The 15,852-nt window shown below is 64.2% G+C and carries 7 protein-coding genes; all 7 read left to right on the forward strand.

From position 1 onward, the window contains the following. Window positions 1–68: 68 nt before the first annotated feature. From V7Q53_RS12230 to treY, 7 genes are read left to right on the forward strand one after another with little or no spacing between them, the layout of a single operon-like run. On the forward strand, window positions 69–2,072 hold the full coding sequence (locus V7Q53_RS12230; RefSeq protein ID WP_333828836.1) for an alpha-1,4-glucan--maltose-1-phosphate maltosyltransferase: 2,004 nt from the start codon (window positions 69–71) through the stop codon (window positions 2,070–2,072). After that, complete coding sequence (gene treS, locus V7Q53_RS12235; protein WP_333828837.1) at window positions 2,069–5,362, forward strand: maltose alpha-D-glucosyltransferase; 3,294 nt, start codon at window positions 2,069–2,071, stop codon at window positions 5,360–5,362. Before V7Q53_RS12230 ends, treS begins: the two co-directional genes overlap by 4 nt. After that, entirely contained in the window at window positions 5,359–7,545 is a 2,187-nt protein-coding gene (gene glgB, locus V7Q53_RS12240; protein WP_333828838.1) for a 1,4-alpha-glucan branching protein GlgB, read from the forward strand. The genes treS and glgB overlap by 4 nt, the downstream gene beginning before the upstream one ends. Further along, window positions 7,542–9,623 (forward strand): glycogen debranching protein GlgX, encoded by a 2,082-nt coding sequence (glgX, locus tag V7Q53_RS12245; RefSeq protein ID WP_333828839.1) that lies wholly within the window; start codon window positions 7,542–7,544, stop codon window positions 9,621–9,623. The genes glgB and glgX overlap by 4 nt, the downstream gene beginning before the upstream one ends. Then, window positions 9,620–11,386: a malto-oligosyltrehalose trehalohydrolase gene (gene treZ, locus V7Q53_RS12250; protein ID WP_333828840.1), complete on the forward strand. Its 1,767-nt coding sequence runs from the start codon at window positions 9,620–9,622 to the stop codon at window positions 11,384–11,386. The genes glgX and treZ overlap by 4 nt, the downstream gene beginning before the upstream one ends. Beyond that, window positions 11,383–13,176, forward strand: coding sequence for a 4-alpha-glucanotransferase (gene malQ / locus V7Q53_RS12255; protein WP_333828841.1), 1,794 nt, complete (start codon window positions 11,383–11,385; stop codon window positions 13,174–13,176). Before treZ ends, malQ begins: the two co-directional genes overlap by 4 nt. Continuing rightward, complete coding sequence (gene treY, locus V7Q53_RS12260) at window positions 13,173–15,785, forward strand: malto-oligosyltrehalose synthase (protein WP_333828842.1); 2,613 nt, start codon at window positions 13,173–13,175, stop codon at window positions 15,783–15,785. Before malQ ends, treY begins: the two co-directional genes overlap by 4 nt. The last annotated feature ends 67 nt before the right edge of the window (window positions 15,786–15,852 follow it).

Here is a 15,852-nt window from a genome sequence, read left to right on the forward strand (position 1 = left end):
CTGATTCATGGGCCGATTCACGGGCAAAGTCGCCGGGGGCCAAAGCTTCCCTGTCCGGGCAGAAACCATTGACAGATCAACCGCAAGCCCCCGACGGGCTGCTTTCACTGGCCGCAGACCGGCTGGTGATCGAGGGTATCTCGCACGCGGTTGACGGCGGGCGCTTCGCCGCCAAGCTGGTTTCCGGCCAGCCTGAGGTGATCGAGGCCGATATCTTCGCCGATGGCCATGACGTCATCGCCGCCGCCCTTGCCCACCGCAAGCGCGGCGAACAGGCGTTTTCCGAGGTGCCGGTGCGCTTTCTGGTCAACGACCGCTGGCGCGCCACCCTGACAGTGGATGAACCGGGTGATCATGAATTCCAGCTTCTCGCCTGGCGCGATCTCTATGCCACCTGGCGCAAGGAGAGTGCCGCAAAACTGGCCGCCGGGCAGGACATCGCGCTTGAGCTGGAAGAAGGACGCCACCTGCTGGTGGCCGCCACCGGCCCCGCAGGGCGCGCGGAGCGTGCCGACAAGGCCAGCATCAAGGCGCTTCTGAAAGACGACAAGGCCCGCGCCCGCAATGAGAGCAACGCGGCGCGGCTGGCGTATCTGACATCCGAGGCGGTCATCGAACTGATGCAGCGCGCCGGCCCGCGCACCGACCTGACGCGCTCACCCCTGCTGCCGCTGCATGTCGACCGCCCCGCCGCCGCCTTCAGCGCGTGGTATGAACTGATGCCGCGCTCCATGTCCGGTGATGCCGGGCGCCATGGCACCTTCGACGATGTGATTGCGCGCCTGCCCTATGTCCGCGATCTGGGCTTTGACGTGCTGTATTTCCCGCCCATTCACCCCATCGGCCGCACCAACCGCAAGGGCCCCAACAACAGCCTGACCGCTGGCCCCGATGACCCCGGCAGCCCCTACGCCATCGGCGCCGCAGAGGGGGGGCATGATGCGATCCATCCCGAACTGGGCAGCTTCGATGATTTCCATCGCCTGATCCGCGCCGCGCGCGACCACGGGCTGGAAATTGCGCTGGATTTCGCCATCCAGTGCTCGCCCGATCATCCATGGATCCGCGAACACCCGGAATGGTTTGACTGGCGCCCCGACGGCACCATCAAATTCGCCGAGAACCCGCCGAAGAAATACGAGGACATCGTGAATGTCCATTTCTACCGCGATGCCCTGCCCGGCCTCTGGTATGCCCTGCGCGATATCGTGCTGTTCTGGGTGGACCACGGTGTACGCATCTTCCGCGTCGATAACCCGCACACCAAGCCTTTCCCCTTCTGGGAATGGATGATCGCCGAGGTACGCGCCCGCGACCCCGGGGTGATCTTTCTGGCCGAGGCCTTCACCCGGCCCAAGGTGATGAAACGGCTGGCAAAGGTAGGATTCTCGCAATCCTATTCCTATTTCACCTGGCGCAATGAGAAGCAGGAAATCACCGATTACCTGACCGAGCTGACAACCACCGACAGCCGCCACGTTATGCGGCCCAACTTTTTCGTCAACACCCCCGATATCAACCCGCGTTTTCTGCAAACCAGCGGCAGGCCCGGCTTCCGCACCCGTCTGGTGCTGGCCGCCACGCTGGGGGGGAATTACGGCATCTATAACGGCTATGAGATCTGCGATGCGGCACCCGTGCCGGGCAAGGAAGAATACCTCAATTCCGAAAAATATCAGATCCGCGTCTGGGACATGGACCAGCCGGGCAATATTCAGGACGATATCCGCCTGATGAACCGCCTCAGGCGTGAACATCCCGCGTTGCAGGGCTTCACCAACCTGAATTTCTACCATGCAGACAGCGATCAGGTGCTGGCTTACGGCAAGCATGCGGGCGATGATTTCGTGCTCATCCATGTGAACCTTGATCCGCGCAACACGCAGGGTTTCAGCTTCGAGGTTCCACTGTGGGAGTTCGGACTGCCTGATGATGCCTCGGTCGAGGTGCGTGATCTGATCAACGGCAACCGTTTTACATGGCATGGCAAGGTGCAATGGCTGGAGCTTGATCCCCAGACCCGCCCCTATGCCATCTGGCAAATTCTGGCACCGGGGGTGCCGCGCTCATGAACATTTCCAATACAAAAAATGATAACGCCAGCTTCGCCGTGCGCGGCGGCATAAACCGTGATCAGGCGGACTGGTACAAGGATGCCGTCATCTACCAGTTGCACATCAAGGCGTTCATGGATTCGAACGGCGATGGCATCGGCGATTTTGCGGGCCTGATGAAGCGGCTGGATTATGTGCAGGAGCTGGGCGTCACCGCCATCTGGCTGCTGCCATTCTACCCCTCGCCGCTGCGCGATGACGGCTATGACATCGCTGATTACAAGTCGATCAACCCCTCCTACGGCTCGATGAAAGATTTCAAGGCTTTCGTCACCGAAGCCCACAAGCGCGGCATCCGGGTGATTACCGAACTGGTGATCAACCACACCTCCGATCAGCACCCATGGTTCCAGCGCGCGCGCCACGCCAAACCCGGGTCAGCGGCGCGGGACTGGTATGTGTGGTCGGACACCGACGAGAAATGGCCCGAAACGCGGATCATCTTTCTGGATACCGAAAAATCGAACTGGTCATGGGACCCTGTTGCAGGCGCCTATTACTGGCATCGCTTCTACAGCCATCAACCCGACCTTAACTTTGACAACCCGCGCGTGCTTCAGGAAATCCTCAAGGTCATGCGCATGTGGCTGGCCATGGGCGTGGACGGGCTGCGGCTGGATGCCATCCCCTATCTGGTGGAGCGTGACGGCACCAACAACGAAAACCTGCCGGAAACGCATGATGTCCTCAAGGCAATCCGCGCCGATCTGGACACGCATTTCCCCGACCGCATGCTTCTGGCGGAGGCCAACCAGTGGCCCGAGGATACGCGCCCCTATTTCGGCGACGGCGATGAATGCCACATGGGCTTTCACTTCCCGCTGATGCCGCGCATGTATATGGCGCTCGCGCAGTCTGACCGCCATCCGATCACCGACATCATCCGCCAGACGCCGGAGATACCGGAAAACTGCCAGTGGGGCATCTTCCTGCGCAACCATGACGAGCTGACGCTGGAAATGGTCACGTCAGAGGAGCGCGATTATCTGTGGCAGACCTATGCCGCCGACACCCGCGCGCGGATCAATCTGGGCATCCGCCGCCGCCTTGCGCCGCTGATGCAGAATGACCGCCGCAAGATCGAACTGCTGAACTCGCTCCTGCTGTCGATGCCGGGCACGCCGATCATCTATTACGGCGACGAGATCGGCATGGGCGACAACTATTATCTGGGTGACCGTGACGGGGTGCGCACGCCGATGCAATGGTCGGGCGACCGCAACGCCGGCTTCTCCACCGCCAAGCCACAACAGCTTTATCTGCCCACGATCATTGATGCGGTCTATGGCCATCAGGTGATCAACGTCGAGGCGCAGGCCGATGACCCCTCGTCGCTGCTGAACTGGATGCGCCGCATGATCACGGTGCGCAAGCAGCATCCGGCCTTCGGGCGCGGCACCATGACGCTGCTTTATCCGCGCAACCGCAAGATCCTTGCCTATCTGCGCGAGCATGAGGGGCGGGCCTATCTCTGCGTCGCAAACCTGTCGGACAGTGCGCAGGCGGTTGAGCTGGACCTGGCAACGCATCGCGGCCTCGTGCCGGTGGAGCTGACAGGCCGCTCGGCCTTTCCGCCGGTGGGCGATCTGCCTTATATGCTGACCTTGCCCGCCTATGGATTCTTCTGGTTCGCCCTCTCGGGCGAAGAGGAGATGCCCTCATGGCATGATCACCTGCCCGATATCCTGCCCGAATTCATCACCCTCACCAGCCGCAACGGCCGGGTCAGCACCGCGCTGACCGGGCGCGAAGGCACGCAGTTCCAGAACGAGGTGCTGCCGCAATGGCTGCCGCTGCAACGCTGGTTCGCCGCCAAGGATACCGCGCTGCGCGATGTGAAACTGACGCAACTGGGCGATCTGGGCGAGGGCGAGCATGCGCTGGTATCCGTCGAGGTGTCACCCGGCGAGGGTGAGCGGCAAAGCTACTTCCTGCCGATCTCGGCCCGGTGGGGCGATGAAAACCTGCGCCCCGGCGCGCCCAAGCTTTCCTGGACGCTGGCCAAGATCCGGCACACCGCCCGTGTCGGCGCGCTGATTGACGGTGCCTTTGACGAACGCCTGCCCCAGCTTTTGCTTGACGGGCTGACCAGCGACACAATGCAAGGCGCGCTGCAGTTCCACGGCACCGAGGCACTGCGCGCCATCGAAGACCCCGGCGCACCGCGCCAGCTTGGCGTGGACCAGTCGAACCTGTCGATCGCGTTCTCAGACAAGATCATCCTCAAGCTTTACCGCCGCCTGCGCGAGGGTGAGCAGCCGGATGTCGAGATCGCGCGCTTCCTGACCGAGGTCGCGGAATTTGAACATACCCCGCGCTATCTGGGCCATATCACCCATCTGGCCGACGGACCGACCACGCTGGCCGTGGCCTTTGCCTTCGTGCCCAACCGGGGCGATGCCTGGGCCGGGATCATTGACGCCCTGATGCTCGATCTGAATGAGCATGAAACCTGGACATCCGCCGGCGACGGGCTGCCAGAGCCGGTTGGCTTCGATTTCCCGCTGGCGATCGGCGCGCTGCTGGGGCAACGCACGGCTGAGCTGCACAGCGCGCTGGCTACCGAAACCACCGATCCCGCCTTCGGGACCGAGCCGCTGACCCGCGATCATCTGCGCCACTGGGCGCAGGACGCCGTGTCAGACGCCGAGGCCCTGCTGGACCGGCTGGAAACGGCGCAACTGCCCGAAGAGGCCGCCCCCCTTGCCAAGGCGGTGCTTGCCCAGCGTGACACGCTTCTGGCGCGGCTGCGCTCGGTGGGTGATCTGGAACCCTCGGGCCATCTGTCGCGCATCCATGGCGATTTCCATCTGGGTCAGGTTCTTCTGGCACAAAATGACCTCGCCATCATCGACTTTGAGGGTGAGCCCGCGCGCAGCCTGGAAGAACGCCGCGCAAAGTCCTCGCCGCTGCGCGACGTGGCGGGGATGCTGCGCTCGTTCGATTATGCGGCGCTGACCGTGATCGCGCGTCACCGCGCCAGCTTCGGCAGCACTGCCGAACAGGCGCTGGAACGGGTCAGGGAATGGCACCAGTCGGCGATTTCGGACTTCCTTGAAAACTACTGGAAGCATGCCGGGGATGCGCCCTATCTGCCCGCCGACGAGGCCGCAAGGCGCAGCCTTCTTGACCTCTTTCTGCTGCAGAAAGCGGTCTACGAGGCCGGATACGAATTTGGCAACCGACCAGCCTGGATCGGGATTCCGCTCAGAGGCATCCTTGCTCTGCTGGCAGGGGAGACTTCATGACCAACGCTGCCTCTTTCTCAGATACGCTGCCCGAGGGCCTTCAGGCTGCTGATATCGAAGCGATCCTGCGGGGCAATCACCATGACCCCTTCGCGGTTCTGGGCCCGCACAACGGTCAGGTGCGGGTTTTTGCCCCGAACGCGGCCGAGGTCTCGGTCCTCTCGAAACGCAGCAGCAAACCACTGACCCGCCTGCACGCTGAGGGGTTTTTCTGCGGCCCGGCGCCCAAGGGCGCTTACCGGCTGTCGATGAAAGCCGGTGATCACACCTGGGAGGTGGAAGACCCCTATCGCTTCCCCCCCGTGCTGGGTGAGATGGATGAATACCTGCTGGCCGAAGGCAGCCACCGCAGGCTTTATGACAAGCTGGGCGCGCATCCGCTGACCCATGACGGCGTCGCCGGTGTGGCCTTTGCCGTCTGGGCACCCAATGCCCGCCGCGTCAGCGTGGTAGGCCATTTCAACGCATGGGACGGGCGCCGCCATCCGATGCGCAAGCGTCTGGGCGCTGGCCTGTGGGAGCTGTTCATTCCCGGCCTCGCCCCCGGCGAGATCTATAAATACGAGATTGTCAGCGCCTATGGCGAGCGCCTGCCGCTCAAGGCCGATCCCTTCGGTTTTGCCCATGAACAACCGCCTGAAACCGCCTCTGTGATCCACGGCCTGCCGGAACATGACTGGCAGGACCAGAAATGGATGTCTGCCCGCGCCGCACTGCAGGACCGGCAGGCGCCCATCTCGGTCTATGAGGTGCATCTGGGTTCGTGGCGGCGCGGCGGCGAGGGTGAGATCCTTGATTATGACACCATGGCTGACCTTCTGGTGCCCTATCTTGAACGCATGGGCTTCACGCATGTCGAGTTTCTGCCGGTATCGGAACATCCCTTCACCGGCTCATGGGGCTATCAGCCGATCGGCCTGTTCGCACCGACCAGCCGCTTCGGCCCGCCTGAGGGCTTTGCCCGGCTGGTGGACCGGCTGCATCAGGCCGGCATCGGCGTCATTCTTGACTGGGTACCCGCGCATTTCCCTTCAGATGCGCATGGTCTGGCCCGGTTCGACGGCACCGCGCTTTATGAGCATGAAGACCCGCGACAGGGCTTTCATCAGGACTGGAACACCCTGATCTACAATTTCGGCCGCCGTGAGGTTGCGAACTTCCTGCAAGCCAGCGCGCTGTACTGGGTGGACCGCTTCCATGTCGATGCGCTGCGCGTCGATGCCGTCGCCTCGATGCTCTATCTGGATTACTCGCGCCAGCCCGGTGAATGGGTGCCCAACCGCTTTGGCGGCAACGAGAATCTTGAAGCCATCGCCTTTCTGCGCGAGGTGAATGAGCGCGTAGTCACCGATCACCCCGGCGCGATCACCATCGCCGAGGAATCCACGGCATTTCCAAAGGTCAGCCGCCCGGTGGGCGATGGCGGTCTGGGCTTTGGCTTCAAATGGAACATGGGCTGGATGCATGACACGCTGGGCTATTTCCGCCGTGACCCCATCCACCGCCGCCACCACCAGCACGACCTGACCTTCGGTCTGGTCTATGCCTTTTCCGAGGATTTTGTCCTGCCGCTCAGCCATGACGAGGTGGTGCATGGCAAGGGTTCGCTGATCCGGCAGATGTCCGGGGACCGCTGGCAGAAATTCGCCAACCTGCGCGCCTATTTCGGCTTCATGTGGACCCATCCGGGCAAGAAGCTTTTGTTCATGGGCTGTGAATTCGCGCAGGAAAAGGAATGGAACCATGACCAGTCGCTGGACTGGCACCTGCTGGACGATCCGCTGCATCAGGGCGTGCAGACGCTGGTGGGCGATCTGAACCGCCTTTACCGGGAGCACCCCGCGCTGCACCGGCTGGATTGTGACCCCGAGGGTTTTGAATGGATTGACGCCAGCGATACCGAGCAAAGCGTGCTGATCTTCATGCGCAAATCCGACGACGACGCGCCGCCGATGGTGGTGATCTGCAATCTGGTGCCCGTCGTGCGCGAGGAATACCGCGTGGGCGTTCCCCTGCCGGGCAGTTGGCGCGAGGTGATCAACACAGACTCCGCGCGCTACGGCGGCTCGGATGTCGGCAACCCCGAACGGGTTGAGGCCGAGGCCGCGCCCTGGCACGGGCGTGAATACTCCCTGCGACTGACACTGCCACCCCTGGCCATGATTGTGATGACCCCCGCATGAAAAAACATGATGTCATCGTGCGCGAAGGCAGCCCGGCCACACTGGGCGCCACCTGGGACGGATCAGGCACGAATTTCGCGATCTTCTCGGCCAATGCCACCAAGGTGGAGCTGTGCCTTTTCGACAGTCGCGGCAGGCGCGAGACCGCGCGCATCCCGCTGCCCGAATACACCGATGAAATCTGGCACGGCTATCTGCCACAGGTCCGCCCCGGCCAGCTTTACGGCTACCGGGTGCATGGCCCCTATGACCCCGCCAATGGCCACCGCTTCAACCCCAACAAGCTGCTGCTGGACCCCTACGCGCTTGAACTGCACGGCAATAACCGCTGGCATGACGCCACCTTCGGCTACAAGATCGGCCATCCCCGCGAAGACCTGTCCTTTGACCGGCGCGACAGCGCTTTCGTGATGCCCAAATGCGTGGTCGTTGACCCGGCGGTGACATGGGGGCCTGACCTGCGCCCCAATATCCCATGGGCCGAAACCATCATCTATGAGGCGCATGTGAAGGGCATGACCGCGCTTGCGCCTGATCTGCCCGAACACCTGCGCGGCACTTTCGGCGGGCTGGCAGACCCGCGTGTCATCGAGCACCTTCAGAAGCTGGGCGTGACCGCGATCGAACTGCTGCCGACGCAGGCCTTCTTCGATGACCGCTACCTGATCGAAAAGGGGCTGACCAACTATTGGGGCTACAACACCATCGGATTTTTCTCACCCGCCATGCGCTATGTCTCGTCGGGCTCGAACCTGCATGAATTCAAGCTGATGGTCCGCCGTCTGCACGAAGCCGGGATCGAGGTGATCCTTGATGTGGTCTATAACCACACCGCCGAGGGCAACCAGCTTGGCCCCACCATGTCTTTCCGTGGCATCGACAATGCCAGCTACTACATCCTTGCCGATGATCCGCGCTATTACTTCGATACCACCGGCTGCGGCAATGCGCTGGACCTGACACATCCGCGCGTGTTGCAGATGGTCATGGACAGCCTGCGCTACTGGGTCGAGGCCTGCCATGTCGATGGTTTCCGCTTTGACCTTGCCTCCACCCTGGGCCGTGAGCGTGAGCAGTTCAACCCCGCCGCAACCTTCCTTGACGCCATGCGCCAGGACCCGGTCCTGTCCCATGTCAAACTGATCGCCGAGCCATGGGATACCGGCGCCAACGGCTATCAGCTGGGCAATTTTCCGCCCGGCTGGGCCGAATGGAATGATCATTACCGCGATACCGTGCGCTCATACTGGAAGGGCGATCAGTCGATGCTGCCCGCGCTGGCCGCCAGCCTCACCGGCTCGTCCGAGCAGTTCGACAAGCGCGGGCGCAGGCCATGGTCCAGCGTGAATTTCGTCACCGCGCATGACGGTTTCACCCTGATGGATACCGTCAGCTACAACGACAAGCACAACGAGGCCAATCACGAAGACAACCGCGACGGTCATTCCGACAACCGCAGCTGGAACTGCGGCGTCGAGGGGGAAACCGACGATACGGAGGTGCTGGACCTGCGCGACAAGCTGCGCCGGGCCATGATGACCACCCTTCTGCTGTCGCAGGGCACCCCGATGATCCTGATGGGGGATGAGGTCGGGCGCTCGCAGAAGGGCAACAACAACACCTATTGCCAGGACAACGCGCTGAACTGGCTTGACCTGTCTGACCCCGCGCCCCGCGATGCCGCGTTCTCTGACTTCCTGCGCGACCTGATCGCGTTGCGCCGCACCCGCCCGCTGCTGTCGCTGCCCTCGTTCCTGCACAACAGGAAACTGCAGGTCGATGTCGCATGGCTGCGCCCCGATGGCGCGGAGATGGAAGATTGCGACTGGCATGATGCCGATGCCCGCACATTGGGGATGCGGCTGCAGAACAACACACAGGGCCTGCTGGTGCTTTTCAACAGCCATTTTGAAGGCGTGGATTTTCAGCTTCCGGCACCCGCTTTCAGTGAGAACTGGGTGTGCCTGCTCGACAGCGATGCGGGCACCCTGCATCTGAGCAAGGCACCACGGGTCGCGCCGGGGATGATCAACCTTTCCTCACGCAGCATCATGGTTCTGGAGGATATCGCCGAATGAAGCGGATGTTCCGCAAAAGCTGGGGCGCCGAGCCGGGCGAGGGCGGCACCCGTTTCCGCCTCTGGGCGCCGGGGCAGAAGCGCCTGACGCTGCGCTGCGACGGCAATGATCACCCGATGACACCCACCGACGGGGGCTGGTTTGAGCTGACGCTGCCGGGCGTCGGCGCGGGCGCCGCCTATGCCTTCATGCTGGACACCGGCCAGGTGGTGCCTGACCCCGCCGCGCGCGCGCAGACCGGCGATGTTCACGGCCCCTCGCGCGTCATGGACCCGGGCGCGTTCGACTGGTCGCCATGGGCGGGCCGGCCATGGGAAGAGGCCGTGATCCATGAGGTTCACATCGGCACCTTTACCCCTGAAGGCACCTTCCGCGCCGCCATCGAAAAGCTACCGCATCTCGCCCAAACCGGCGTCACCGCGCTGGAAATCATGCCGGTCGCGCAGTTCGCGGGCAACCGGGGCTGGGGCTATGACGGTGTGCTGCCCTACGCGCCGCACCCGGCCTATGGCACCCCCGATGATCTGAAAGCGCTGATTGACGCCGCCCACCGGCATGGCCTGATGGTGCTGCTGGATGTGGTCTATAACCATTTCGGTCCCGAAGGGAATTATCTGGCCGCCTATGCGCCCGAGTTCTTCGATCCTGACCGCCAGACCCCATGGGGCGATGCCATCGCCTATGACCGTGACCCGGTGCGCCGCTTCTTCATTGAGAACGCGCTTTACTGGATCGACGAATTTCACCTCGACGGGCTGCGCCTTGATGCCATCGACCATGTCCGCGACACTACCGAGCCTGATATCCTGACCGAGATCGCACTGCGCATCCGCGAGCGCTTCCCCCATGCGCATCTGACCACCGAAGACAACCGCAACATCACCCACCTGCACGCGCGCGACGAAAGCGGGCAGCCGCGCCTCTATTCGGGCGAGTGGAATGATGATTTCCACAACGTCGCCCATGTCATCGCCACCCGTGAAAGCGAAGGGTATTACGCCGATTTCACCGATGACCCCATTGCCCGCTTCGCCCGCGCACTGGCCGAAGGGTTCATCTGGCAAGGAGAGCATTCGCCCTCAGCAAACGCCCCGCGTGGCGCACCCTCGGCGCATCTGCCACCGACCGCCTTTGTCGATTTCCTGCAAAACCATGATCAGACCGGCAACCGCGCCTTTGGTGAACGGCTTCTGACCCTGTCCACACCCGGCATGGTGCGGGCGCTGATGACCATTCATCTTCTGTCACCGCATATCCCGCTTCTGTTCATGGGTGAGGAATGGGGTGAAACCCGCCCCTTCGCCTTCTTCACCGATTTCGAGGGCGATCTGGCCCGCGCCGTGCGCGAGGGGCGGCGGCGGGAGTTTGCGGGTTTCGCGGCCTTCAAGGACGCCGGATTGCGCGACACCATCCCTGACCCCAACGCCCCCGAAACATTCGAGGCGTCGCGCATCGACTGGGCGCGCCCGGCCACCGACGAGGGGGGCGCATGGCTGGCCTTCACCAGCGGGTTGCTGGCGCTGCGCCACGCAAAGATCGTGCCCCATCTCAAGGGCGCGGGCGGGGACAGCGGAAAGGTGCTTCTGGCGCAGGACGGGCTGATCGCGGTTGACTGGCGGCTGAACGGCGCAACGCTCGGGCTGCGCGCCAACCTGTCAGACAACACCGCCGCGCTGCCCGGTGCATCGGGCGACTGTATCCTTGGCACACCCGGCCCGCTTGCGCCGCATCAGGTCACCTTCTGGCTGGAGGTCACGGCATGAACCTGTCCGACCGCGCCCGCGCCTACGGCATCCAGCCCGACTATGAGGTGGTCGGCGGCACCATCCGCACCCCCCCGCCCGAGACGCTGGAAAAGCTGCTGCGCGCTTTCGGCGCCGACCAGCTTGCCCCCCCGGCCAGCGAACCGCGCCTTGAGGCACCGGAGGGCGCGCAATGCTTCCTGCCCGGTGAGCACCGCCATTGGGGCATCGCGCTTCAGCTCTATCAGCTTCGCAGCGCGCGCAACTGGGGCATCGGCGATTTCGCCGATCTGGAACATCTGGCACGGGTGGCCGCGCCCGCCGGGGCTGATTTTCTGGGCCTCAACCCCCTGCATGCGTTGTTTCTGGCCGACCCTGCCCGCTGCAGCCCCTTCTCCCCCTCCAACCGGCGCTTTCTGAACCCGCTCTATCTGGCGATCGACCATGTGCCGGGCTTCACGCCCGATATGGCCGATGAGGCAACGCTGGATGGCCTGCGCCAAACCCCGCTGGTTGACTACCCGGGCGTTGCCGCCGCCAAGCTGAGCACCCTGCGCGCCATCTGGGCACAAGGCGCGCAGCTTCCCGATGATTTCGTGCAGGAGGGCGGCAAGGCCCTGCACCGTCATGCGCTTTTTGAGGCACTCTCCGCCGAGATGGTGGCGCGCGGGCATGGCGCTGGCTGGCTGGCATGGCCTGAGGAATGGCGCGATGCCGAAGGGCCTGCGGTGCAGGATTTCGCCCAGACCCACGAAGACCAGATCCGCTTTCACCTCTGGCTGCAATATCTTTGCGCGCAGCAGCTTCAGGCCCTGCGCAGGCTCTGTGACGATCTGGGCATGCAGATCGGCCTCTACCTCGATTTCGCGGTGGGTGAGGCGGCGGATGGGTCAGGAAGCTGGGGAAGCCGCAATGTGCTGCCCGATGTGCGCATCGGCGCCCCGCCCGATTATTTCAACGAACAGGGGCAGGACTGGGGCCTTGCGCCCCTGTCGCCGCTGGCCATGGCCAGCGAACACGCCGCACCCTTCCGCAGCCTGATCGGGGCGGCCACCCGTCAGGCCGGGGCGCTCAGGATTGATCACGCGATGGGGCTGTGGCAGCTTTTCCTGATGCCCGAAGGGGCAAGCGCGGCTGAAGGCACCTATGCCCGCTATCCGCTGGGCGACATGCTGACCGCGCTGGCAGAGGCCTCACGCAGAAACCGCACGGTCATCATCGGCGAGGATCTGGGCAATGTCCCGCCCGGCTTTCAGGCGGTGATGGCCGCCTGCAACATCCTGTCCTACCGCATCTTTTTCTTTGAGCGCACGGAAGCGGGCTTCATCCCCCCCGCTGACTACCCCCGCAATGCGCTTGCCTGCCTGTCCACCCATGACCTGCCGACCTTTCGCGGCTGGTGGCGCGGCGATGACATCGCCTTGCGCCGCCGCTTCGGTTTCATCAGCGACACGGCCGCGCTGGAGCAGGAAACATCCCGGCGGAGCGAGCGGGCAGACCTGCTGGCCGATCTGCGCGCGGCGGGCCTGCTGAGCGCGGCTGACGCAAAGCAGGCCACGCCGGGCGATGCCCCCCCTGCCCTGATCACGGCGGTGCATGCCCATCTGTCGCGCGCCCCCTCGCGCCTGTTCGCCGTGCGGCTGGAAGATCTCGCGGCAGAGCTGAACCCCGTCAACGTCCCCTCCACGGTCGATGATTACCCCAACTGGCGGCACAAGCTGGGCCTTTCCCTGGATGCGCTGACCGCAACACCGCTCTTTCATGACATCATCACCGCCGTCTCTGCTGCGCGGCCGGGGGCGCGCGCATGACCCTGCTCCGCGCCACCTACCGGCTCCAGTTCAACGCCGGTTTCCGCTTTGCCGATGCCGCCGCGCTTGCGCCCTATCTTGCCGCGCTGGGGGTCAGCCATGTCTATGCCTCACCCGTCTTTGCCGCGCGCACGGGCAGCACGCATGGCTATGACATCACCGATTACAACCGCCTGAACCCCGCGCTTGGCACTGACGATGACTTCCGCGCCATGGTTCAGGCCCTGCGCGTGCAGGGTCTGGGCCTGATCCTTGATTTCGTGCCCAACCACATGGGCATCGGTGGCGCAGACAATGCCTATTGGGAAAGCGTGCTGGAATGGGGGCCTGACAGCCCCTATGCGCATTGGTTCGATATCGACTGGCAAGCGCCCGGCCTTGACGGCAAGCTGTTGTTCCCTTTCCTTGGCAAGGCCTACGCCGAGGTGCTTTCTGAGGGTGGTCTGGCCCTGCGACTGGATGAACGCGGGCGGCTGGCGGTCTGGGCGCATGACACGCACCGCCTGCCCGTCTGCCCCCGCGATTATGCGATGGTGCTTCGCGAAGCATCCTCGCCCCTTGCCGACGACTTCGCAACGATGTCCGACGCCGCGCCGGATGATCCCCGCTGGCCAGCGCTCTACGCGAGCCTTGCCAGCGAGGGCGCCACGCTGGCCGCCTTTGATGACCCCGCGTGCCTGCACAGCCTGATCGCCCGCCAGCACTGGCGCGCCGCCCGGTTCAACCTTGACGCCGACGCCATCAACTACCGCCGTTTCTTTACCATCAGCGATCTGGCGGGTGTGCGCGTCGAATGCCCGCGCGTCTTTGACGAAACCCATGCGCTGGTCCTGTCGCTGCTGCGCGACGGGCTGGTGGACGGGCTGCGCATTGACCATATCGACGGGCTGCGCGACCCGAAAGCCTATTGCCTGCGCCTGCGCGAAGCGGTGGGCAGGCCCTTTCCCCTCTATGTCGAAAAGATCCTTGGCCCGGATGAGAGGCTGCCCGCTGACTGGCAGACCGACGGCACCACCGGCTATGAATTCGCCAATGAGGTGGTGACCCTTCTTGCCGATCCCGCAGGCACCGATGCGCTCAGCGCGCTCTGGCGCGAGGTAACCGGGCGCGATGACCCGCCGCAGCGCGTGGTGCATGAGGGCAAGCTGGCGGTCCTCTCCGGCCCCATGCGGGCTGAGCTGGAGGCGCTGCTGGGGCGTGTTGTGGCGCTGGCGGCCAGCGTGCCCGAATGGGCCGATCTGGGGCGCGGGGCGATCCGCGAAGGGCTGGCGCAGACCCTCGCCGCGCTGGATATCTATCGCCCCTATGCCGACGCTGACGGCATCGCGCCCGAGGGGCGCGCGCGCATCGCGGCAGCGCTAGACCGGGCGCGCGCCAAGGCGCCAGAGCTTGACCCGGCGATCTGGAAAATGCTGTCGGACATCCTCACGCTCGATCTGCCCGCGCGCCTGCCCGCACTGTCTGAGGCAACCCTTGAAGCCGTCATGCGCTTTCAGCAGCTTTCCGGCCCGGTGATGGCCAAGGGGCTGGAGGACCGCGCGCTTTATCGCTTCAACCGGCTGATCGCGCTCAATGAGGTGGGCTCGCACCCCGGGCACTTCACATCCACCATTGCCGGTTTCCATGCCGCCCAGAAAGCCCGCCTGCAACAGGCGCCGCAGAACATGCTCGGCACCGCCTCGCATGATACCAAACGGGGCGAGGATGCGCGCATGCGGATCGTCACCATCGCCAGCCATACCGGCCTGTGGCAGCAAAAGCTTGCCGAATGGCGCGCGCAGCTTGCGGCGCCCGATGCGCCCGTTGACCCCGCTGAGGAGTATTTCTTCTATCAGCTTCTCACCGGCGTCTGGCCTGAGGGCACGCCGGATATGGCAGGGCTGATAGAGCGCGTGACTGAGGCCATGCTCAAATCGGTGCGCGAGGCCGGAGTGAACACGCGCTGGGTCTTTGGCGATGAAGGCTATGAAAATGCCATCCGCGCGCTGGTGCAAAGGGCGCTTGGGTCGCAGGCGTTCGTCTCCTCCTTCACCGATTTCCTGCGCCGCATCCAGCCGCAGGCCGAAGCCGGCAGCCTGATCCAGACCGCCCTCAAACTGACGGTGCCGGGCGTGCCTGACATCTATCAGGGCGCCGAGATGTGGGACCACAGCCTTGTTGACCCCGACAACCGCCGCCCGGTTGATTTCGCCCGCCGCGCCGCGTTGCTGCCTGATCTTGCCCAAGGCCCCATCCATGCCAAAGACCGCCCGGCAGAACAGGTCAAACTGGCGCTGGTGGCCCGCCTGTTGTGGTTGCGCGCCGACCAGCCGGGGTTGTTCGCCCAAGGCAGCTATGAGCCGCTGAAGGCCGAAGGCCCGGCGGCAGCGGGCTTTCTGGGCTTCATCCGCCGCGCCGGCGACCAGCGCCTGATGGTCGCCGCTGCGCTGCACCCGGCCTCGCATGACGCGCGCGCATGGTCTGACACCCGCATCCTGCTGCCGGGCATCCTGCTGCCCGGGAACGCGGGCGGCACCTGGCACAACCTGATCGACGCCATGCCGGTGGATGCGCGCAGCCCCTCCGCCCTCTTCCGCCATTTGCCGCTGGCGATCCTGCGCGCCGGGTGATGCGCGCCCTGCCACCCCCGCCGAATCGCGCGGGGTTGGCCCTTCCGGGAACAATCCGCACGCGGAC

Origin of the sequence: Pararhodobacter sp. (assembly GCF_036802785.1) — a bacterium.
GTDB lineage: Bacteria > Pseudomonadota > Alphaproteobacteria > Rhodobacterales > Rhodobacteraceae > Pararhodobacter.

Excerpts from the sequence above, each read along its gene's own strand:
- treS (WP_333828837.1), top strand. The coding sequence starts at position 2,069 with ATGAACATTTCCAATACAAAAAATGATAACGCCAGCTTCGCCGTGCGC.
- glgB (WP_333828838.1), top strand. The coding sequence starts at position 5,359 with ATGACCAACGCTGCCTCTTTCTCAGATACGCTGCCCGAGGGCCTTCAG.
- glgX (WP_333828839.1), top strand. The coding sequence starts at position 7,542 with ATGAAAAAACATGATGTCATCGTGCGCGAAGGCAGCCCGGCCACACTG.
- treZ (WP_333828840.1), top strand. The coding sequence starts at position 9,620 with ATGAAGCGGATGTTCCGCAAAAGCTGGGGCGCCGAGCCGGGCGAGGGC.
- malQ (WP_333828841.1), top strand. The coding sequence starts at position 11,383 with ATGAACCTGTCCGACCGCGCCCGCGCCTACGGCATCCAGCCCGACTAT.
- treY (WP_333828842.1), top strand. The coding sequence starts at position 13,173 with ATGACCCTGCTCCGCGCCACCTACCGGCTCCAGTTCAACGCCGGTTTC.